Annotated in this window: 17 protein-coding genes, 1 tRNA gene and 1 pseudogene; 7 read left to right on the top strand and 12 right to left on the bottom strand. The window is 46.7% G+C overall.

All coding sequences use genetic code 11. From position 1 onward, the window contains the following. Positions 1-24 precede the first annotated feature (24 nt). Positions 25-279: pseudogene (locus tag ACTQ16_RS05980) on the bottom strand (carbohydrate-binding module family 20 domain-containing protein); the annotation flags it as partial. Positions 280-965: 686 nt separating this feature from the next. Here ACTQ16_RS05980 and mltG point away from each other — a divergent pair. From mltG to ACTQ16_RS05965, 3 genes are all read left to right on the top strand, one after another. Further along, complete coding sequence (mltG, locus tag ACTQ16_RS05975) at positions 966-2,012, top strand: endolytic transglycosylase MltG (protein ID WP_441932018.1); 1,047 nt, start codon at positions 966-968, stop codon at positions 2,010-2,012. Between the two features lie 161 nt (positions 2,013-2,173). Next, positions 2,174-2,446, top strand: coding sequence for an ACT domain-containing protein (locus ACTQ16_RS05970; protein ID WP_153124755.1), 273 nt, complete (start codon positions 2,174-2,176; stop codon positions 2,444-2,446). Between the two features lie 44 nt (positions 2,447-2,490). Continuing rightward, on the top strand, positions 2,491-3,855 hold the full coding sequence (locus ACTQ16_RS05965; RefSeq protein ID WP_295416409.1) for a PFL family protein: 1,365 nt from the start codon (positions 2,491-2,493) through the stop codon (positions 3,853-3,855). A 90-nt stretch (positions 3,856-3,945) separates the two neighbouring features. Here the strand turns inward: ACTQ16_RS05965 and ACTQ16_RS05960 are convergent, their stop codons facing one another. From ACTQ16_RS05960 to ACTQ16_RS05950, 3 genes are all read right to left on the bottom strand, one after another. Continuing rightward, positions 3,946-5,454, bottom strand: coding sequence for a glycoside hydrolase family 10 protein (locus ACTQ16_RS05960; protein ID WP_441936614.1), 1,509 nt, complete (start codon positions 5,452-5,454; stop codon positions 3,946-3,948). Positions 5,455-5,479: 25 nt separating this feature from the next. After that, positions 5,480-6,130 carry a trimeric intracellular cation channel family protein gene (locus ACTQ16_RS05955; protein ID WP_294967538.1) on the bottom strand — a complete coding sequence of 217 codons (651 nt, stop codon included), beginning with the start codon at positions 6,128-6,130 and terminating at the stop codon, positions 5,480-5,482. A 91-nt stretch (positions 6,131-6,221) separates the two neighbouring features. Then, positions 6,222-7,496: a replication-associated recombination protein A gene (locus ACTQ16_RS05950; protein ID WP_441936613.1), complete on the bottom strand. Its 1,275-nt coding sequence runs from the start codon at positions 7,494-7,496 to the stop codon at positions 6,222-6,224. Between the two features lie 124 nt (positions 7,497-7,620). Between ACTQ16_RS05950 and ACTQ16_RS05945 the strand changes: the two genes are divergently transcribed. The 4 genes from ACTQ16_RS05945 (at position 7,621) to ACTQ16_RS05930 (ending at position 11,054) form a co-directional block, all read left to right on the top strand. Next, complete coding sequence (locus ACTQ16_RS05945) at positions 7,621-8,430, top strand: hypothetical protein (RefSeq protein WP_295346725.1); 810 nt, start codon at positions 7,621-7,623, stop codon at positions 8,428-8,430. A 74-nt stretch (positions 8,431-8,504) separates the two neighbouring features. Further along, positions 8,505-8,726, top strand: a complete 222-nt coding sequence (locus tag ACTQ16_RS05940) for a hypothetical protein (protein WP_441936611.1) — start codon at positions 8,505-8,507, stop codon at positions 8,724-8,726. Between the two features lie 329 nt (positions 8,727-9,055). Beyond that, positions 9,056-9,126: transfer RNA gene (locus ACTQ16_RS05935), tRNA-Cys, on the top strand. A 437-nt stretch (positions 9,127-9,563) separates the two neighbouring features. Further along, entirely contained in the window at positions 9,564-11,054 is a 1,491-nt protein-coding gene (locus ACTQ16_RS05930; RefSeq protein ID WP_441936610.1) for an aminotransferase class I/II-fold pyridoxal phosphate-dependent enzyme, read from the top strand. A 65-nt stretch (positions 11,055-11,119) separates the two neighbouring features. Here ACTQ16_RS05930 and ACTQ16_RS05925 read toward each other — a convergent pair whose 3' ends face one another. The 8 genes from ACTQ16_RS05925 to ACTQ16_RS05890 form a co-directional block, all read right to left on the bottom strand. Next, positions 11,120-11,812: a hypothetical protein gene (locus tag ACTQ16_RS05925; protein WP_441936609.1), complete on the bottom strand. Its 693-nt coding sequence runs from the start codon at positions 11,810-11,812 to the stop codon at positions 11,120-11,122. 40 nt (positions 11,813-11,852) lie between these two features. Next, positions 11,853-12,668, bottom strand: a complete 816-nt coding sequence (locus ACTQ16_RS05920) for a metallophosphoesterase family protein (RefSeq protein ID WP_294967532.1) — start codon at positions 12,666-12,668, stop codon at positions 11,853-11,855. Between the two features lie 57 nt (positions 12,669-12,725). Next, entirely contained in the window at positions 12,726-13,427 is a 702-nt protein-coding gene (locus ACTQ16_RS05915) for a hypothetical protein (RefSeq protein ID WP_441936607.1), read from the bottom strand. 210 nt (positions 13,428-13,637) lie between these two features. Beyond that, the gene (leuB, locus tag ACTQ16_RS05910) at positions 13,638-14,699 is read right to left on the bottom strand and encodes a 3-isopropylmalate dehydrogenase (RefSeq protein ID WP_294967530.1); all 1,062 of its coding nucleotides are present in this window, start codon (positions 14,697-14,699) and stop codon (positions 13,638-13,640) included. 23 nt (positions 14,700-14,722) lie between these two features. Continuing rightward, a complete protein-coding gene (locus tag ACTQ16_RS05905) occupies positions 14,723-16,321 on the bottom strand; it encodes an alpha-isopropylmalate synthase regulatory domain-containing protein (RefSeq protein ID WP_441936606.1) in 1,599 nt (532 codons plus the stop codon). A gap of 2 nt (positions 16,322-16,323) precedes the next feature. Then, positions 16,324-16,914, bottom strand: coding sequence for a 3-isopropylmalate dehydratase small subunit (leuD, locus tag ACTQ16_RS05900; RefSeq protein WP_441936605.1), 591 nt, complete (start codon positions 16,912-16,914; stop codon positions 16,324-16,326). Positions 16,915-16,964: 50 nt separating this feature from the next. Beyond that, complete coding sequence (leuC, locus tag ACTQ16_RS05895; protein WP_441936604.1) at positions 16,965-18,359, bottom strand: 3-isopropylmalate dehydratase large subunit; 1,395 nt, start codon at positions 18,357-18,359, stop codon at positions 16,965-16,967. 36 nt (positions 18,360-18,395) lie between these two features. Beyond that, the gene (locus ACTQ16_RS05890; RefSeq protein ID WP_294967522.1) at positions 18,396-19,898 is read right to left on the bottom strand and encodes a 2-isopropylmalate synthase; all 1,503 of its coding nucleotides are present in this window, start codon (positions 19,896-19,898) and stop codon (positions 18,396-18,398) included. Positions 19,899-20,020: the final 122 nt, after the last annotated feature.

Genomic DNA, 20,020 nt, shown 5'->3' with positions numbered 1-20,020 from the left:
GATACGCTCGTCAAGCGTACGGTTTCCACCATACTCCCAGCGCTTGAATCGCTGGGTGTCCGTATTCACAATGATGTACTTGAATTCTATCGGAGCATCAATCGGAGCCACATTGACCGACAATACCCATTCATGCTTGCCCAGAGACTTCATCTGCAGGAAATGATCGATGTTCCAGTTGCCCAGCGTAGGATGATTGCCCAATAAGGCAATCGCTTCACCTTCGTGCAGACGGGGAGCATGAACCTTGAAGATGATTGTCTCGCCGAAGAGCGGCATACATTCCATGCGCTCATACGATTCCACATCCACTTTGGGAGTTCTGCCGATAGCTGTAGCCATGCGGGCTGCCAACTTCTCCTCCAGCCAGAAATCGTCAAAGATATAACTCTTGGAAGAATCATATACGTATACTCTCGGCGAATCAACCGATTCCGTACGGAGCACCTTGCCATCTTCATCAACCACCGTATAATAATAGTAAATCAGATCAAAGGGATGCTGGCGGTTTTCACGGGTAGAAGTTTCCACCATCCAGTGATAACCATCCTGGGTATTCATCAGGAGTTTCACCTCCAGACCGGCTCCCCTTGAAGAATAAAAGGTGAGATTCACACATAGCATCTCGCCCCAATGAGCCTTATATGGTAAAGAAAAATTTATCTTCATGCTTTCTTTCTCCTAGTTATTCTTATTGATTCAACAAATCACTGTGCTGGAAACCATCAGTATCCCCATCGCACAGAAATTCCGTATGTCGACCGCAAAAGTAAATATTTTTTTTGAAAGAGAAAAAGAGAAACATAAGAAATTGACAACGAGAGAGGCTTTTTAACCTAATTTAATTGACGATACTTTGCCATTTCCCATTTTTGCAGTACTTTTGCAGATAAGAACGCAATATCATGTTTATGATAGGATTGAACAGAAAAAAGTGAAGCAAAACAAAAATGAATACAAAGAAAATGAAAAAATCAGTTTCTAAGCTCTATCTCTACGGTGCCATCGCATGCATCGTGATAGTTGCCATTGTTGGTTACCTCTACTGCTTCTCCTCTTTCTCGAAGAGCAGCAATACGCAGTATGTCTATATTGACACAGACGACAATATAGACTCTGTATATAAAAAGGTGGAACCGATAGCCAACAGTTTCCCGTATCAGGCATTCAAGACCCTGACCCATCACTTCGGATATGCGGAGCATATCCATACCGGACGCTACGCCATCCATCCGGGAGAAGGCGCACTGAAGGTGTGGCGACACATGAAGAACGGACTGCAGGAACCAATCAACCTCACACTGCCTTCCGTACGTACACTAGACAAGCTGTCGGTAGAACTCAGCAAGAAGCTGATGATAGACAGCACCTCCATTCTCCAGGCGCTGACCGATGAGGCTACCTGCGAGAAGTATGGTTACGACACCACCACCATCGCCTGCATGTTCATCCCGAACACCTACGACATCTACTGGAACTCATCCGTAGAAAAACTGCTCGACCGAATGAAGAAGGAAAGCGAGAAGTTCTGGAATGAAGACCGTACGCAGAAGGCAAAGGCTCTGCAGCTGACTCCGATAGAAGTCATCACCATCGCAAGCATCGTGGACGAAGAAACTGCCAACAACGGCGAGAAGCCGATGATTGCCGGAATGTACTACAACCGCTTCAAGCTGCGCAATGCAGAATATCCGGAAGGAATGCCGCTGCAGGCAGATCCAACCATCAAATACGCCTGGAAGCGATTCGACCTGAAGCGCATTTACAACAATCTGCTGCGCATCAAGAGTCCATACAATACCTATGTGAATCCGGGATTGCCACCAGGACCTATCCGCATCCCTTCAGTAGCTGGCATTGACGCTGTTCTCAACCTCGTCAAGCACGATTATCTCTACATGTGCGCCAAGGAGGATTTCAGCGGCACCCATAATTTTGCACGCACTTATCAGGAGCACCTGCAGAATGCTGCTAAATATTCAAAGGCATTGAATGAAAGAGGTATCAAATAATTAGAAGTATCAATTATTTAGAATACAAGCAGAGAAAACTTGCAAAATATCTGTTATTTTGCAAGTTTTCTTTTTTTTATTTGGCAGTCTGACAAAATAGTTGTACTTTTGTGGCATAAAACATATTAAGAACAAAAGTATAACAATAAAAAGCTATAATCATGAACAGAACGATTATTACAGTAGTGGGAAAGGATACCGTTGGTATCATCGCCAAAGTTTGTACTTATTTGGCAGAGAACAGCATCAACATTCTTGATATCTCTCAGACTATCGTACAGGAGTATTTTAACATGATGATGATTGTAGATATGGGCAAGATGACAAAATCGTTTGAAGAGGTTGCTGATGAACTTGCCAACGTGGGTAAGGAACTCGGCGTGCAGGTGAAATGCCAGCGCGAGGAAATCTTTAACATGATGCACAGAATCTAAGCAAGAATCCAAAAGTTTATAATCAATAGCTAAATTTTGAAAGTATGATCAATATATCTGAGGTTATCGAAACCAATAAGATGATAGAGCAGGAAAACTTCGATGTGCGCACCATCACCATGGGTATCAATCTCCTGGACTGCGCTTCTACCGATGTGGAGGAACTCTGTCAGAATATACATAATAAGATTACACGACTCGCTAAGAACCTGGTGAAGACGGGCGAAGATATTTCCAAGGAATTTGGAGTGCCTATCGTCAACAAGCGTATCTCCATCACTCCTATCTCTCTGGTAGGAGGCTCTGCATGCAAGACTACAGACGACTACGTGAAGATTGCCAAGACCCTCGACAAGTGTGCCAAGGAACTCGGTGTCAACTTCCTCGGTGGTTACTCTGCCATCGTAAGCAAGGGTATGAGCAAGAGCGATGAACTCCTTATCCGGTCTATCCCACAGGCAATGGCTCAGACAGATTTCGTCTGCAGCTCTGTCAACGTGGGTTCTACTAAGACCGGAATCAACATGGATGCTGTCCGTCTGATGGGAGAAATCATCAAGGATACGGCTGAAGCTACCAAGGAAAAGGGTTCTTTGGGCTGCGCCAAGCTTGTCGTTCTCTGCAATGCTCCTGATGACAACCCATTCATGGCTGGTGCCTTTCACGGTGTTTCAGAGGCTGATGCTGTAGTAAGCGTTGGTGTCAGCGGTCCGGGTGTAGTAAAGTATGCATTGGAGAAGGTGAAGGGCGAAAGCTTCGAGGTTCTCTGCGAAACCATCAAGCGCACAGCCTTCAAGATTACCCGTGTAGGTCAGTTGGTTGCTAAGGAGGCTTCACGCCGTCTCAACGTACCATTCGGCATCATCGACCTCTCTCTGGCTCCTACTCCAGCCATCGGTGACAGTGTTGCTGATATCCTCGAACTCATCGGTCTTGAGCATGCAGGCGCTCCTGGAACTACAGCAGCTCTTGCTCTCCTGAACGATCAGGTAAAGAAGGGCGGTATCATGGCGTCATCATACGTTGGCGGTTTGAGCGGTGCTTTCATTCCTGTCAGTGAAGACCAGGGTATGATCAATGCCGTTGAGGCGGGTGCACTGACCATCGAAAAGTTGGAGGCTATGACCTGCGTATGTTCTGTAGGTCTCGATATGATTGCCATTCCGGGAGATACTCCTGCCACAACAGTTTCCGGCATCATTGCCGACGAGGCTGCTATCGGTATGGTCAACCAGAAGACCACAGCCGTCCGCGTCATCCCTGTTGTAGGAATGAAGGTTGGTGACAATGTAGACTTCGGTGGCTTGCTGGGTCACGCTCCTATCATGCCAGTGAACAAGTTCAGCTGCGAGGCATTTATCAACCGTTTAGGTCGCATCCCAGCTCCTATCCACAGTTTCAAGAACTAACATTTAGTTTCTATATATAGTAAAAGCCCTGGAAGTCATTATCAGACTTCCGGGGCTTTTTAATCATATCATCGGATTAACCGAATGAAGCTAGAATGAAACCTTGACTTTCTTTCCCTTGCTCTCATTACCTACTCTGTCAAGAGCTGTCACTACATAAACATACTGTTTTCCCTTCTCGTACTTCACCTTATAGAAAGGATCGTAGGTTATCTTCTGCAAAGCCTTCACATTACGGAGATCTATCTTCTCTCCCATTCCGAAACGGTAGACAGCAAAACGATTCGCTTCATCACCCCATTTCTTCTTTTTCCATTTTGGAGCTTTCCATACAAGCAGCGGACCAAATTCAGTCCAGTGCAACTTCATTCCCTTCACTCCCTTAGGAGCCTTATCATCCAGGAAAGGCATCAATGGAGGAAGAGCCGGATACTTCCAATAATTGTTGCGGAGCGTATGGCCAATATTGCCCACATTATCAGCGGCAGTCTTAGCATACCATAACACAGTACCCTGCACATTGCTCATCTGCTGGTGCAGACGGTGCTTGGCAGGCAACTGATGACTGCGAGGATTTCCAGGATCAGCATGCTTGGCAGTACGCTCAATGTCTTCACCAATATAGAGAGGACGGTTGCCGGCATGCTTGTTCCACCAGGTGATGAGCGTCTTATAGTCTGCCGCCTTGTTGCCAATTTCCCAATACAGCTGAGGCACGGTATAGTCAACAAATCCATTGTTCACCCAGAGCAACACATCAGCATAGAGATCATCATAGTTCTGCAAGCCGTAGGTCTCAGAACCGTTAGGATCGGTACGCTTGTTGCGATAAATACCGAAAGGAGAAACACCAAACTTCACCCAAGGCTTGATGGTATGAATGGTTTCACCCAATTCCTGAACAAATCGGCTTACATTGTCACGGCGCCAATCACCGATATTGCGGAATCCTCTAGGATGCTGTCTGTAGAGCGCCTGATCCGGAATCTGCTTGCCTGCTACAGGATAAGGATAGAAATAATCATCAATATGGAATCCATCGATATCATATCTTCCTACAATATCAGCTGCAATACGGCAAGTATACTCAGTAGCCTCTCGCAAAGCCGGATTGAGAAGCACCAGGTTGTCATACTTGAAGCAAAGTTCAGGCTGCTGCTTGACAACACTCTTTGGTGAGAGAGTGGCATAAGGAGTAGAACTGTGCTTGGCACGGAACGGATTGATCCATGCATGAAGTTCCATACCACGGTTGTGGCACTGCTCAATCATCCACTGCAGCGGATCCCAGTAAGGAGAAGGAGCTTTTCCCTGCACACCCGTCAGATAACGGCTCCATGGTTCATACTCACTGGCATAGAGCGCATCACACTCAGCACGCACCTGGAAGATGATGGCATTCACACCATCCTTCTGCAATTCATCCAGCTGTCTGGTGAGCATAGCCTGAATCTGCTGCGTACTCTTACCTAAATACTGTCCGTTGACACACTGTATCCATGCGCCACGAAACTCTCGCTTGTTTTGTGCCATCAGCGAAGTCTGAAACATCAGCATCATCGCCAGAATCAGCAATCCAAAGATTTTCTCTCTTCTCATGTAGTATTGTTTAATGTTTAATTATTTAATTATCCTTCTCATCCTCATCCCGCAATGTAGGCAGCGAGATGTGGTATTTCACTGCAAGCAGACGGATGGCACATACAGTAACGAAGGAAGCAACCACCGTTACGTAGAGACTCACATCCAGACAACTGAATCCCCAGTAGACGAGACCACCGATGACGCAAGCCATCGCATAAATCTCCTTGCGGAAGATAACCGGCTCCTCATTGAGAAGCACATCACGGATTACTCCACCGAAAGAACCCGTAATACAACCCATGATGATTGCCACCCAGAACGGGAAGCCGCAATCAAGGGTCTTTTGGATTCCTGCAATATTGAAAAGCGCCAGACCGAGCGTATCGAAAAGAAACCAGGTATTGTCGAGACGCTTCAGGTAATGATGGCAGACGATGACTACTAGCTGAGCCAGCAGCGTAAACAGAAGATAGATTGGACTCGACATCCAGAAAGGAGTCAGACCCAACATCACATCACGGATGGTTCCGCCACCGATGGCAACAGCCACACCACACACAAATCCGCCCAGCCAGTCGTAATGCTTGGTGGCGGCAAGTCGGATGCCCGAAAGGGCAAACGCAAAGGTTCCTATGAACTCAATGACACTCTGAAGCGTCATCACCAGTTCCGGGTCATTATGAATAGTCATTTTTCTCGTAACAGTTAGTTGTTTTCAATTATATGATTTTCTATCAATTAAAAATATCAATTATAAATTGTAAATTATCAATTATAAATTGTTAATCCTTAAACCGCTCTCCCCAGCAGGTTACCATCCAGTTATAGAGTCGTTCCTCAGAAGGAGAATGTTGCGGATACCAGAATCGCGAATTTCTGAGTTCATCCGGCAGATACTGCTGCTCGGTGAAATGCCCCGGATAATCGTGAGGATACTTGTAGCCATCATGATAGCCAAGGTCCTTCATCAGCTTGGTAGGCGCATTCCTGAGATGCAGAGGCACAGGCAGATTGCCCGTCTGCTTAACGGTAGCAATGGCATCATTGATGCCCAGATAGGCACTATTGCTCTTAGGACTGGTGGCTAGATAAACTACAGCCTCGGCAAGTGCGATACGAGCCTCAGGCCAGCCAATCTTCATCACCGTATCAAAGGCGGCATTCGCCAGCAGCAGGGCGTTCGGATTAGCCAGTCCCACATCCTCGCTGGCACTGATAACCACCCTTCGGGCGATGAACTGCGGGTCTTCTCCACCCTCTATCATACGTGCCATCCAATAGAGAGCCGCATCAGGATCACTGCCACGGATACTCTTGATAAAAGCGGAGATGATGTCATAATGCATCTCTCCCTGCTTGTCGTAAGCCAGCGGATTCTGCTGCAACTGGTGTACCACCATCTGGTCGGTAATGACCACATCATCCGACCCTGCCGATTCAACCACGAGTTCAAGGATATTGAGCAGCTTGCGGGCATCACCACCACTATATCTCAGCAAGGCACCCTTCTCCTTCAGTTCAATATGCTTTTCCCTCAGTTCCACATCCTCCGTAATGGCACGATTCAGCAGTCCTTCTAGATCTTCCTTTTCCAAAGGTTTCAGGACATAGAGCTGACATCTGGAGAGCAACGGTCTGATGACTTCGAACGAAGGATTCTCCGTAGTAGCACCAATCAGGGTAACGATTCCTTTTTCTACCGCTCCCAGGAGAGAGTCCTGCTGACTCTTGGAGAATCGGTGAATCTCATCTATAAATAAAATAGGTGAAGCGGAATTGAAGAATCTTCCGTTCTTTGCCCTTTCTATCACTTCACGCACATCCTTTACGCCACTGGTCACCGCAGAGAGTGTATAGAAAGGCACCTTCAAGGTCTGCGCCACAATCTGCGCCAAGGTAGTCTTTCCCACTCCCGGTGGTCCCCATAGGATAAAAGAAGATATACGCCCTGCATCTATCATCATGCGCAGGACGGCTCCCTCACCAACGAGATGCTTCTGACCGACATAATCAGCAAGCGTGTGAGGCCTCATTCTTTCAGCTAATGGTTCACTCATACTGCAAAGGTAATAAAAAAAACGAAACCGACACAAAAAATACAATGAAAAATAAAAAAATAGGCTGGAAAATTTGGATATATAAAAAGAAGTACTTAATTTTGCAATCAAAATATAGTAGACAATGAAAAAAGACAAAGTTATAACACTCAAGACTCTCACAAAGAGTAGTGTATGGGAAGTGCAGGAGAACGATGTTTTCCGCCTTTGGGAAGCTGCCGAGAAAGACAACGACCTGAAGGACAACCAGCGTAAGTATCTAGACACTATCCGCAGCGCATTCGAAATGGAGAAGATTACCGTCGATCGCCCAGAGGTACTGGATAAGTTAACAGAACGTGGCTTCAAGATCGGTACCTTCCGTATCGATGACCAGAACGTGAAGTATGCCATCAAGAAGCGTCCTATCATGCGCGTTACCGACCTGACATACGAGAACGTAGGCCATATTACAGCCAGCAAGCTCATCGAGCTGCTGGAGCGCAACTTCGGTGGCGGATGGGAAAGCTTGCCACAGAGCATCCAGGACATCATCGAGAGCAACTTTGATATCAGTACCACTACCCTTCCTAAGGACCGCCTGAAGAAACCAGGTGGCTTGTACGAGAAGAAACTTGCCGATGATTATGAAGTACTCGTTGTACCAAAGGGTACATGGGTGGAAGCAATCTTCGCTAAGGAGAAGCCAAAGGTTGAGAAGATCCGCATGAAATTCATGGATGAAGACGAGCTGGACCGTGAGGACGATATCGAGGACATCGATGACGACGATGAGGATGCACCAGAGATTGAGGATCACTACAACGATCCTGACGAGGACGATGATGCCTTCGACGACGACAAGTTGACCGAAGAGAGTTATCGCACTACATTCGAAGACCCGGAGAATCTCGGTCTTGACGATGCAGAAGATGTTGCTGACGACGACTACTAACAGAGGATTCCCAAAACTGGAAGTAGTGAGAATAAAAAAAGGAATTTACACATTATTAAATAATAGATAAGGAAATGAACGCTTTAGTAGGATTTATCGCATTAGTTGTGGTAGCCATCGTAGGATGGGCTATCGCAGAGTTTAAGTATAAGGCTTTCACCTTTACCCGTTCTGAAAAGGATCTGGAAGAGGAGAAGGAACTGGAAGAGATCCAGCGCGAGAATGGTTTCAAGGAGAAGAACATCCGTGACATCATGCGCAAGAACTCTACCAACGGCTACAATGCCGTAGGTTAAAGTAGAATCATCAATTCATACATTTTATAAATGACACAAAACGTGTTAATTCTATTGATATTGGCGGTATGCGTGATGTATACCGCCAATCGCATTTATAAAACTTACCGGAAAGCCAAGACGTGTAAGGACTTCAAATGCGCCAACTGCCCTTTTCTGGAAAAATGTGAACAGAAAAAGAGAAAATCTGAAGTAAAAACAGAGAAAACAAGGGGAAAACAATAAAAAATGAAAGTTTTTTGAAAAAAGTAGATGAAAAATTTGGTGGAACCAAATAAAAATAGTACCTTTGCACTCGCAATTCAGAAATGGTTGCTTCGCTTATAAATGGTGTCTTAACCGAGCGGTTAGGTAACGGTCTGCAAAACCGTGTAGAGCGGTTCGACTCCGCTAGACACCTCTTCAGAAAAAAAGGAAATTCATTCATTTGAATTTCCTTTTTTTTCGTTTATATCCCACTCACCTCTGAACCAACAAATCCAGTTTGCTCAACTCGCCCTGAAAGAGCGTGTGGCAACAAAATGACCCAACAGGGCGTGTGGCAACAAAACAATATTACAAGGGGCATATGATGAATAAATAAAATAATTTCTAATAAAGTATCTGAACTTACTACATTTAAAAAAAAATGATGAGTAATCAAAAAATACTTTAAGTTTTATTCTTTTATTAAAAAAAAAATATGTACCTTTGCAAACGTTATCCTGAATACAATCTTTTTACCTTAAAGAAAACTAATACCTATTGAATGTGAGCAGTTGCCTGCGAAGGTAGCTGCTCTTAGTTTTTTATAACCCTCCCATATAATATACTCCCTTTTCAGACGTTATATTATATATGAATAAGAAAATAGACATCATCAAGTTACAAAAGATATATGACCCTCGCGGCACACTTGTCGTCGCTGAGGAAAATACTCATGTGCCTTTTGAAATAGGAAATACGGAATGGTTTTCACCGAAATGCACCGTCATCACCCTGCATCAGAGAGAAACCATGCTGGTTGCACTCGCCGGTCACTTTACCCTTCGGGTAATAGAACAGGACGGAACCGGAGCAGAAACCTTGCTTGATAATCCAAACGAGGGAGCCCTGATTACGGCAGACTGTCCGTATCAGCTGACAGATTTCACAGAAGAAACCGTAGTATTGCGACTGACGGCAGCAGAAAAGGAAATCAAGTATCTAGACCTGAAAGCCATCAATGACCAATATCAGCCGGAAATCAACAATGCCATTGCCCAGGTATTAGACAGCGGCTGGTATCTGCACGGCAAAGCCCTGAAGCAGTTTGAAGAAGAATACGCAGCATTCATCGGCTCAGAATACAGCATAGGATGCGGATGCGGACTGGATGCCCTAAAACTCATTCTCGTAGGCGAAATGGAACTGGGCAGACTGCAGAAGGGCGACGAGATTCTCGTGCCTGCCAATACCTACTATGCCACCATCCTTGCCATCACAAGCGTAGGACTGAAGCCTGTGCTCATTGATGCACGGCTGGACACCCTGCAGATAGATGAGCGACTCATCGAACAGCACATCACACCCCAGACCAAGGCGCTACTGACGGTCCATCTATACGGCAAGCTGTCTGTAACGCCCCTGATGCAGGAACTCTGCCGGAAACATCACTTATTGCTGTTTGAAGACAATGCGCAGGCTTTTGCCTGCCAGATGCTGGGAGAGAAAAACGAAGTCAACGGGGAAAGCATTCATACGGGCAATATCGGTGATGCAGCCGCTCACAGCTTCTATCCGGGCAAGAACCTGGGCGCATTGGGCGATGCAGGAGCCATCACCACCAACGACAGGAAGCTGGCAGAGGTCATCACTTCCCTCCGCGACTATGGCAGGGTGAGCAAATACGAATACAATTATCAGGGACTCAATTCGAGAATGGAAGAGCTCCAGGCTGCCGTGCTCTGCGTCAAGCTGAAGAATCCATACGGAGAGGCGAAAGACAGATTCCAGAAAGCCCAATACTATCTTTCCAAACTCGACAAAAAGATAGTAGAGCATTGCATTCCGCAAGAACTATATAAGGAGGAATCAGAAAATGTGGTGCATGTCTTCCCTTTCCTGACAGAAAAACGGGATGAACTGCGCGATTACCTTTCAGAGCATCGGGTGCAGACCGTGTGTCACTACCCTATTCCGCCTCATCAGCAGCCTTGCTATCCGGAATGGAACCATCTTTCGTTCCCTGCAACGGAACGGATAGCGCAGCAGGAAATCAGCCTTCCCTGCAATTCTACATTGAAGCAGGAAGAACTGGACAGAATCATCAACCTCATCAACCGTTTCTTCGAAGAGAGAGGAATTTAATTCTCCGAAGAAACGGCTGATGAAGCCTTTAGTTTTTCAAGAACCCTTGGGAAGTTCCTGAAACATTATAAATATTGCATCTTAACGCCCAGGGAAAGACCGAAGATGTCCCAGAATTTGCCATTGCCATTACGTATGAAACGCATGGTATAGATATCATTGGTTCCCAACTCATAAAAGAACGTAATGCTCTTGATGCGCTTACGCATATTGTGCGGGATATTGTATCTGAAGCGCTCACCGAAGGCGATGTTAGGACGGATACGGGTAGAGAACGGATAATAGCCGTTTTCATACTTGGTAGGCTGCTTGGTCCAGAAATCATGTCCGAAGATGGTATTGAAATAGATGCTGCACTCCAACGGTTCAAACCACCATCCCTTACCGATATCACGGTGCCAGGGAATGAAATTCTCCTTGATCGTGAGTGTCAGTTTCGAATCGTCAGAATCAAAACGGGGAATATATCCGAGCATCACAAACGTCTCCCATTGGCGATGCTTGCCATAATCCCATCCGAGGCCCAGGGAAAACACACCCATATTACCACAAAACTGTATCGCTCCGTTGGTAGGAATCAGCAAATCCCATTGCTTGCGGTATTTGAGTACCCGCCTGTCATAACGCGAGAGTTCACCCTGCTCATTAACAACCAGTGTATCATGAACAATACTGTCATTCTTCATCTCGCCTTCAGCAGCAGAAGCCGAGACAACAGCACCCAGAAAGCATCCAGCCAGACATAAGCTTCTCTTCAAGGAAGAAAATCTCTTCACTGACGAAAAGGAGAAGTGTCTATTAATAATCGATAATCTCATAACGGTAGCCTTTTGGAGTAATGGTAAATATATAATACTGGTGCTTAGGAGCATTGCATATCTCATAATACATCGTGCCATCACCATACATATCGGTCTGCTTGGTATGATGTCCATGACCATAGAGACAGAACATCAGACCAGGGAACTGATGGGTATAATAGTTGAATACCTTAGCCACATTGTTATTAAACTGCTCTGAATAAGGAGCAGCATGCATACAGATAACGGTACGGTCGAAATCGGCAGAATCCGCCTTGCACTGTTCTTCCATAAAATCGAAGTTAGGTACAGGACGGGAATAGTCGTACTCAATGGCATTGGTATTGAGACATACGAACTTCACCCTGCCGGCGATAAAACTGAAATCCGGCTTGCCGAAAACCACCTCGTAAGTTTGGTTTCCGGTTCCCAGACAGTCATGATTGCCGAGCAATACCACAAACGGCATCTTCAGCTTCTGCAATCTGTCTCGGGTCCACTGAAATTCCTGCGTAGCTCCAAAGTCTGTGACATCTCCGCAGTGAAGTACGAAATCGATACTGTCCTTGCGCCTGTTGATATCATTTACTTCCTTTTTCAGATCGTCGAGCCACTGATGAGTATCGCTGATCATTGCAAAGCGGATGGTATCCTTATACTTGATAGCACTTTCTATCTTGGCGATATTGGCAGCATTCACGTTCTTGTCTCCATCCACATGAACATCGTATGGATGAACATCAAAAACGGTATCGCAGCCCGCCAGGAAGAGACAGCCAAAAGCTTCAGCAATCTGCGTAAAAATTTTCTTCATAAACAAGTATCTTCTAATTGTTCTATTCTTCCCTATAGATTATATCAGATGGAACTACTACTTCTTCTTCAGTCTGTTATAGAACTCCAGCAACTGCCCTTTGGAATACCCCATCTTCATCAACCGCTGCAAATCAGCATAGGCTTCATTCCTACGCTTCAGCAAGATGAGCAGGTCCAGATGATTCAGCACATAATCGGCATTATCTGCATCCAGCTCCATCGCCTTGGCATAATCATATTCCGCAGCTTCAAGCTGTCCCTTCTCCTTCTCCATTCCTCCACGTGCAGCATAGGCGATGGCATTGTCGGGATATTGCTCTATCAGCATATTAATGCCGTTATAAGCCTCGGTATAATGCTTGTCTTTCTGATTGAGAAGAGCGAGACCGAGCTGTGCCTGGAAATTACCAGGCACCAGAACCAGCAGATTCTGATAGTCTAAACGGGCGAAGTTGTATCTGCGCAGCTGTTCGTTGACATAGGCACGATAAAAGAGACCTGCGATATTGGTATTGTTGAGAAACAGCACCTTATCGAGATCGTCCTTGGCATATTGCCACTGCTTGAGCTGGATATTCCAGGCAGCCTTCTTAAGACGAAGGTCGATACTATCCGGATAATACGCCAGAACTTCCGTAGCCTGAGCAAGAGAATCTCTCAAAGCCTTCGCCTGGTCCTTGCTTAAGCTTTCAGATTCGTTCTGACTTTGAGCCGACATAGACAAAGCCCAAACTCCTAACAACATTGATATAATCATTTTCTTTTTCATGCTTGCAAAATTACAAATACTTTAGCAAACAACCAAGTAAAAAACTATTAAACTTAAATAGGTTTCCAGAAATAAACAAAAAAAAGGCAAATATGACAACTATCCATATAAAAAAACTACAATTACCAAAATAAAAAAGCCTTATGGAAGAAACCATTCCTCCATAAGGCCCTTGATATGATTATTCACATTTTATGCTTATGCATTCTTGATCCAGTTGACAATCCACTCGCCAACCTCTGTTGTGCCATAGTGAGCACCACCCTCAACCTGAATTTCAGGTGTGCGGACATTGGCATCGAGAGAAGCATCTACTGCCTTGCGGATCAAGGCACCCTCCCCGTTCAAACCGAAGTGTTCGAGCAACATGGCTGCAGAAAGAATCTGAGCTACAGGGTTAGCCAGGTTCTTGCCAGCTGCCTGTGGCCATGAACCATGAACAGGCTCAAACAATGGGGTGTGCTCGCCCAATGAGCTAGATGGCTGCAAGCCCATAGAACCGGTGATGCAAGAGGTCTCATCGGTAAGGATGTCACCGAAGGTATTCTCTGTAACGATGACATCGAAGAATGTAGGCTCTGTCAACACACGCATAGAAGCGTTGTCGATGAACATATAGTCGGTGTTTACCTCAGGATACTGTGGCTCCATCTCCTTGGCAATCTGACGCCAGAGACGAGAAGATGCCAATACGTTTGCCTTATCTACTACTGTCAAGTGCTTGTTGCGCTTCATGGCAAACTCGAAAGCTACCTTCAGGATGCGCTCAATCTCAGGACGGGTATAGATATCTGTATCGTATGCCTTATCGTTATCCTGATACTTCTCACCGAAGTACATACCACCAGTCAACTCGCGGATGACTACGAAGTCAGCACCCTTCAGGAGCTCATCCTTCAATGGTGACTTGTGGAGCAGGCAATCGAATGTAGCCACTGGGCGTACATTGGCAAAGAGACCCAACTTCTTACGCATAGCGAGCAAACCCTGCTCTGGACGAACCTTGGCTGTAGGGTTGTTGTCGAAACGTGGGTCACCAACGGCAGCGAAGAGCACTGCGTCAGCATCCATACAAGTCTTGAAGGTCTCTTCTGGGAATGGATCACCTACCTCGTCGATAGCGTGAGCGCCGCAGATAGCCTCGTTGTAAGTAAACTCGTGGTTGAACTTCTCTGCAATGGCCTGCATTACTGCTACGCCCTGCTTCATAATCTCTGGTCCGATACCATCACCGGCGAGAACTGCAATGTTTAATTTCATCTTATCTGATTTTTTAATTGTTTTTATTCCATATCTAAATTTTGAGGCGATGCCGGCTGTTCATCGCTCTTATCTGCCTCATACATATTAAGCATTTTGAGCGTTGCCTTGATAGCTGCCTCCGTCTGGTCGGCATCCAAGCCGCGGGTGCGCCAGATGCGGTCGCCTTCACGCCAGGTAATGACGGTCTGAACGAGGGCATCGGTACGGCCACCAGGTGGAATGGTTACCTGATAGTTGTCGAGCGTAGGGAAGGTCTTGCCGAGCTTCACCTTGTAAATGTTGCGAAGAGCCTTTACGAAGGCATCATACTGACCATCGCCTGAACTCCTGTCTTCATACTCCTTACCCTCTATTTCTACCTTCACGCTAGCGATAGGCTTCAAACCATAGGAGGTAGACACCATGTAACTGACCAGTTTTACCTTATCCTCAGGTGTGCTATGCTTCAATACATCGCTCACGATGTATGGCAAGTCGTCCTGGGTTACCAGTTCCTTGCGGTCGCCGAGTTCGGTGATTCGCTTGGTCACAGCCTTGGTCTGCTCTGGAGTCAACTCCAATCCCAGCTCGTTGAGGTTCTGGATGATGTTCGCCTTACCGGAATTCTTACCCAATGCATACTCACGATGTCTTCCGAAACGCTCAGGCACCAGATCGTTGCAATAAAGCTTGTCCTTGTTATCGCCATCGGCATGTACGCCAGCCACCTGGGTGAAGACGTTGTCTCCAACAACCGGTGTATTTGGAGCCACGGCAATACCGCTGTATCCTTCAACCAATCGGGAAATATCGTTCAGACGGTCTTCCTTGATATTGGTCTTTGCCTCGAACATATCCTTCAGAATCACCTGAACACTCGCCAATGGTGCATTGCCGCAGCGTTCGCCCAAACCATTCACGGTAACGTGAAGACCCTTGGCGCCACTCAACACGGCAGCCAGCGAGTTGCTCACCGCCAAATCGTAGTCATTATGGGCATGGAAGTCGAAGTGAGAGTTCGGATAACGGCGAACCATCTGGCGCATGTACTCCACACACTGCAATGGGTTCAGGATACCCAAAGTATCAGGAAGCAGGAAGCGCTTGATAGGCAACTTCACCAGCTCGTCCATCATCGTGAAGAGATAGTCACGACTGTCGCGCATTCCGCTCGACCAGTCCTCCAGGTAGAGATTTACGGTGAAATCCTTGCTCAAGGCATAGTCGATGGTCTGCTTGATATGAGCGAGATGCTCCTCAGGCGACATCTTGAGCTGCTGGGTGCAGTGCTTGTAGCTACCCTTCGTCAAGAGGTTGATGACGTGACCGCCGCATTCAGCAATCCAGTCTACGCTTTTGTTGTTATCCACGAATCCCAACACCTCAACGGAATCCAGCTTACCAATGGTCTTGGCATAACGGCAAATACGAGCGACAGCATCCTTTTCGCCTTCCGACACACGCGCTGAAGCCACCTCAATGCGATCAACATTGATGTCGTGCAACAGCATTCTTGCTATCATCAACTTCTCGTGAGGAAGGAAACTGACACCATTGGTCTGCTCGCCGTCACGCAGCGTGCAGTCCATGATCTCAATCTCCTTGATGCGGGAATTATCTCTCTTTGCGTTAACGTCCATAATTACTTGTTTTGAGCTTCCCAAGCCTCAACCTTGTCACGGTTCTGAACGAGGAAATCCACATCGTCCAAACCATTCTCCAGACAGTGCTTCTTATAGCCGTTGATTTCGAAGTGCTCGCTCTTGCCGGTAGCAAGATTGGTGACTGTCTGGTTAGGAAGATCTACCTTTACCTCTGTCTTGTGATCCTGGTCGATGCTCTCGAAGAGTTCCTTCAGGAATTCCTCGCTTACTACTACTGGCAATACGAGGTTGTTCAACTCGTTGTTCTTGTGGATATCAGCAAAGAAAGAGCTGATGACTACACGGAAGCCTGCACCTGCGATAGCCCAGGCAGCGTGCTCACGGGAAGAACCGGAACCGAAGTTCTTGCCAGCTACGAGGATGACACCACTGTAAGAAGGGTCATTCATCACGAAGTCTGGCTTTGGAGTTCCGTCGGCATTGTAGCGCCAGTCGCGGAAGAGGTTTTCGCCCATACCCTCTTTATCGATAGCCTTGAGGAAACGGGCTGGGATGATCTGGTCTGTATCTACATTCTCCAATGGAAGAGGAATGCAGCTTGATGTAATTACATTGAATTTCTGTTTCATAAGTGTACTTGTCAATTGTACATTATTAATTGTACGTTATTAATTTAAAATTACATAAACTCTCTTGGGTCGGTAATCTTACCAGTGATAGCGGCAGCAGCTGCTACGTATGGGCTGGCAAGGATAGTGCGGGAACCAGGTCCCTGACGACCCTCGAAGTTACGGTTGGATGTACTTACAGAGTACTTGCCTGCAGGAATCTTATCATCGTTCATTGCCAAACAAGCAGAGCATCCAGGCTGACGGATTTCGAAGCCGGCTGCCTCTACAATCTTATCAATTCCCTCTTCACGTATTTGTTTATCAACCGACCAAGAACCTGGTACAAGCCAAGCTGTTACGCCGTCTGCTTTCTTCTTTCCTTTAACCAATGAAGCGAAGGCACGGAAGTCTTCAATACGGCCGTTGGTACATGCGCCCAGGAATACATAATCGATAGGATGACCCTCGAGCTTCTCGCCTGGCTGGAAGCCCATGTAGTTGAGGCTCTTCTTGAAACCAGCCTGCTCTTCCTCAGGAATCTCATCGAGAGTTGGGATATTCTCTGTGATACCGATACCCATACCAGGATTGGTACCATAGGTGATGCGTGGTTCGATATCCTTTGCCTCGAAAGTCAACTCCTTGTCGAAGACAGCGTCATCGCCACTCTTCAAGGTCTTCCAGTAAGCCACAGCCTTGTCCCACTCTTCACCCTTAGGTGCGTATTCACGACCCTTGATGTACTCGAATGTGGTCTCATCAGGAGCTACGAAACCACCACGGGCACCCATCTCGATAGAGAGGTTACAGAGGGTAAGACGACCTTCCATAGACATATCCTTCACTACATCGCCACTGTACTCAACGAAGTAACCGGTAGCACCTGAAGTAGTGAGCTGGCTCATCAGATAAAGAGCTACATCCTTAGCTGTAACACCCTTGCTGAGCTTGCCGTTGATGCTGATGCGCATAGACTTTGGCTTGCTCTGGAGAATACACTGTGAAGCCATCACCATCTCCACCTCAGAAGTACCGATACCGAAAGCTACGGCACCCATAGCACCATGAGTAGAAGTATGAGAGTCGCCGCAGACGATAGTCATACCAGGAAGAGAAAGACCCTTCTCAGGACCAACCACGTGGATGATACCATTGTCCTTGGTGTTCATGGCAAAGTGAGTTACGCCGAAATCAGCGGTGTTCTTTGCTAAGGTATCTACCTGCTTCTTTGAGATAGGATCCTCGATTGGCTTATCCTGATCGTGGGTTGGTGTATTGTGGTCAGGCATACAGAAAATCTGGTCTGGACGGAACATCTTGAGTCCGCGTGCTCGCATACCAGCGAATGCCTGAGGTGATGTTACTTCGTGACAGTAGAGACGGTCGATGTAAAGCTGTGTAGGACCGTACGGAACAATCTGGACAACGTGCTTGTCCCAAATCTTGTCGAATAATGTATCCATAATATCCTGTTTGTTATATATTTATCTGAATTAATTTTATCTTACCTTGAACTTGTTGATACAGTCGATGTAAGCCTCAACAGAAGCGGTTACGATATCGGTATCTGCACCGAAGCCATAATATACATGACCGTCGTATTCTACCTGCATGTGAACCTTACCCACATCGTCTGAACCCTTGTCAATCGCCTGGATAGTGAACTCCTTGAGATTCATCTCCTTGGTGATGACCTTCTTGAGGGCACGGATGGCAGCATCCACAGGACCATTGCCAGATGATGCAGCCTCGAACTTCTGACCTGCGATGTTCAAGCCGATGCTTGCCACGCTCTTCACGCCCTTGCCAGTAGTTACCTGCAACCAGTCGAGCTGTACGCCATGCTTATCGGCAGAATCAGCACCAGCGAGCATCAGTACATCCTCGTCGGTAACTTCCTTCTTCTTATCAGCCAACTGGAGGAACTTCTTGTAGATTTTGTCAAGCTTCTCCTCATCTTCGATGTTCACGCCGTTAACGTGGAGGCGATACTTCAAGGCTGCTCGACCAGAGCGGGCTGTCAATACGATAGCGTTATCATCCAATCCCACATCCTTAGGGTCGATGATTTCGTAAGTCTGAACATTCTTCAGCACGCCATCCTGGTGGATACCAGAAGAATGGGCGAAGGCATTGCGGCCCACGATAGCCTTGTTAGGCTGCACAGGCATGTTCATCAGACTGCTCACCATTCGGGACATCGGAACAATCTTGGTAGTATTGATATTGGTATCAATATCGATGTTCTTGTGGCACTTCAGGATCATGGCGATTTCCTCGAGCGATGTATTACCCGCACGCTCACCGATACCATTGATGGTCACCTCTACCTGGCGTGCACCATTCAATACACCCTGCAGGGTGTTGGCAGTAGCCATACCGAGATCGTTGTGACAGTGGGTAGAGATGCATGCCTTCTCGATGCCATCCACATGCTCCATCAGATACTTGATCTTGTCGCCATACTCATCAGGCAGACAGTAACCGGTAGTGTCAGGAATGTTGACTACGGTAGCACCCGCCTTGATGACAGCCTCTACCACGCGAGCCAAATACTCATTGTCGGTACGGCCAGCATCCTCAGCGTAGAACTCTACCTCTTCCACGTACTTCTTGGCATACTTGACAGCAGCCACGGCACGCTCGATGATTTCTTCGCGGTTGGAATTGAACTTATATTTGATGTGGCTATCGCTGGTACCGATACCCGTATGGATTCTCTTGTGCTTGGCATACTGCAGCGCCTCGGCAGCACAGTCAATATCCTTCTCCACTGCACGTGTCAGCGCACAGATGGTAGGCCATGTCACAGCCTTGGAAATCTCCACCACCGAATTGAAGTCGCCCGGGCTAGAAATAGGGAAGCCCGCCTCAATGACATCAACGCCCAACTGCTCCAGCGCCTTAGCCACCTGAATTTTCTCAACTGTATTCAACTGGCATCCTGGAACCTGTTCGCCATCGCGAAGGGTTGTGTCGAAAATAAATAATCTGTCACTCATATCTCTTTATATTTTTAATACTCTATATTATAATATGAGAAAAAGCCTTTCTCACTCCCCGATACGGAAGTGTAGAAAGGCTTCATATATCCAAACCGATGAACTATACGCACACCTTATCA

The organism is Prevotella sp. LCP21S3_D2 (assembly GCF_052118345.1).
Classification (GTDB): Bacteria; Bacteroidota; Bacteroidia; order Bacteroidales; family Bacteroidaceae; genus Prevotella.
Note: the sequence above shows the minus strand (reverse complement) of the source record. Positions and strands in the feature narration are given on the sequence as shown.

Bases quoted from the DNA above. Each gene is read 5' to 3' on its own strand.
- ACTQ16_RS05955 (WP_294967538.1), bottom strand. From the start codon at position 6,130: ATGACTATTCATAATGACCCGGAACTGGTGATGACGCTTCAGAGTGTC.
- leuD (WP_441936605.1), bottom strand. From the start codon at position 16,914: ATGAAACAGAAATTCAATGTAATTACATCAAGCTGCATTCCTCTTCCA.
- ACTQ16_RS05970 (WP_153124755.1), top strand. From the start codon at position 2,174: ATGAACAGAACGATTATTACAGTAGTGGGAAAGGATACCGTTGGTATC.
- leuB (WP_294967530.1), bottom strand. From the start codon at position 14,699: ATGAAATTAAACATTGCAGTTCTCGCCGGTGATGGTATCGGACCAGAG.
- mltG (WP_441932018.1), top strand. From the start codon at position 966: ATGAAAAAATCAGTTTCTAAGCTCTATCTCTACGGTGCCATCGCATGC.
- ACTQ16_RS05945 (WP_295346725.1), top strand. From the start codon at position 7,621: ATGAAAAAAGACAAAGTTATAACACTCAAGACTCTCACAAAGAGTAGT.
- ACTQ16_RS05930 (WP_441936610.1), top strand. From the start codon at position 9,564: ATGAATAAGAAAATAGACATCATCAAGTTACAAAAGATATATGACCCT.
- ACTQ16_RS05905 (WP_441936606.1), bottom strand. From the start codon at position 16,321: ATGGACGTTAACGCAAAGAGAGATAATTCCCGCATCAAGGAGATTGAG.
- ACTQ16_RS05965 (WP_295416409.1), top strand. From the start codon at position 2,491: ATGATCAATATATCTGAGGTTATCGAAACCAATAAGATGATAGAGCAG.
- ACTQ16_RS05940 (WP_441936611.1), top strand. From the start codon at position 8,505: ATGAACGCTTTAGTAGGATTTATCGCATTAGTTGTGGTAGCCATCGTA.
- ACTQ16_RS05960 (WP_441936614.1), bottom strand. From the start codon at position 5,454: ATGAGAAGAGAGAAAATCTTTGGATTGCTGATTCTGGCGATGATGCTG.
- ACTQ16_RS05950 (WP_441936613.1), bottom strand. From the start codon at position 7,496: ATGAGTGAACCATTAGCTGAAAGAATGAGGCCTCACACGCTTGCTGAT.
- ACTQ16_RS05890 (WP_294967522.1), bottom strand. From the start codon at position 19,898: ATGAGTGACAGATTATTTATTTTCGACACAACCCTTCGCGATGGCGAA.
- ACTQ16_RS05920 (WP_294967532.1), bottom strand. From the start codon at position 12,668: ATGAAGAAAATTTTTACGCAGATTGCTGAAGCTTTTGGCTGTCTCTTC.
- ACTQ16_RS05915 (WP_441936607.1), bottom strand. From the start codon at position 13,427: ATGATTATATCAATGTTGTTAGGAGTTTGGGCTTTGTCTATGTCGGCT.
- leuC (WP_441936604.1), bottom strand. From the start codon at position 18,359: ATGGATACATTATTCGACAAGATTTGGGACAAGCACGTTGTCCAGATT.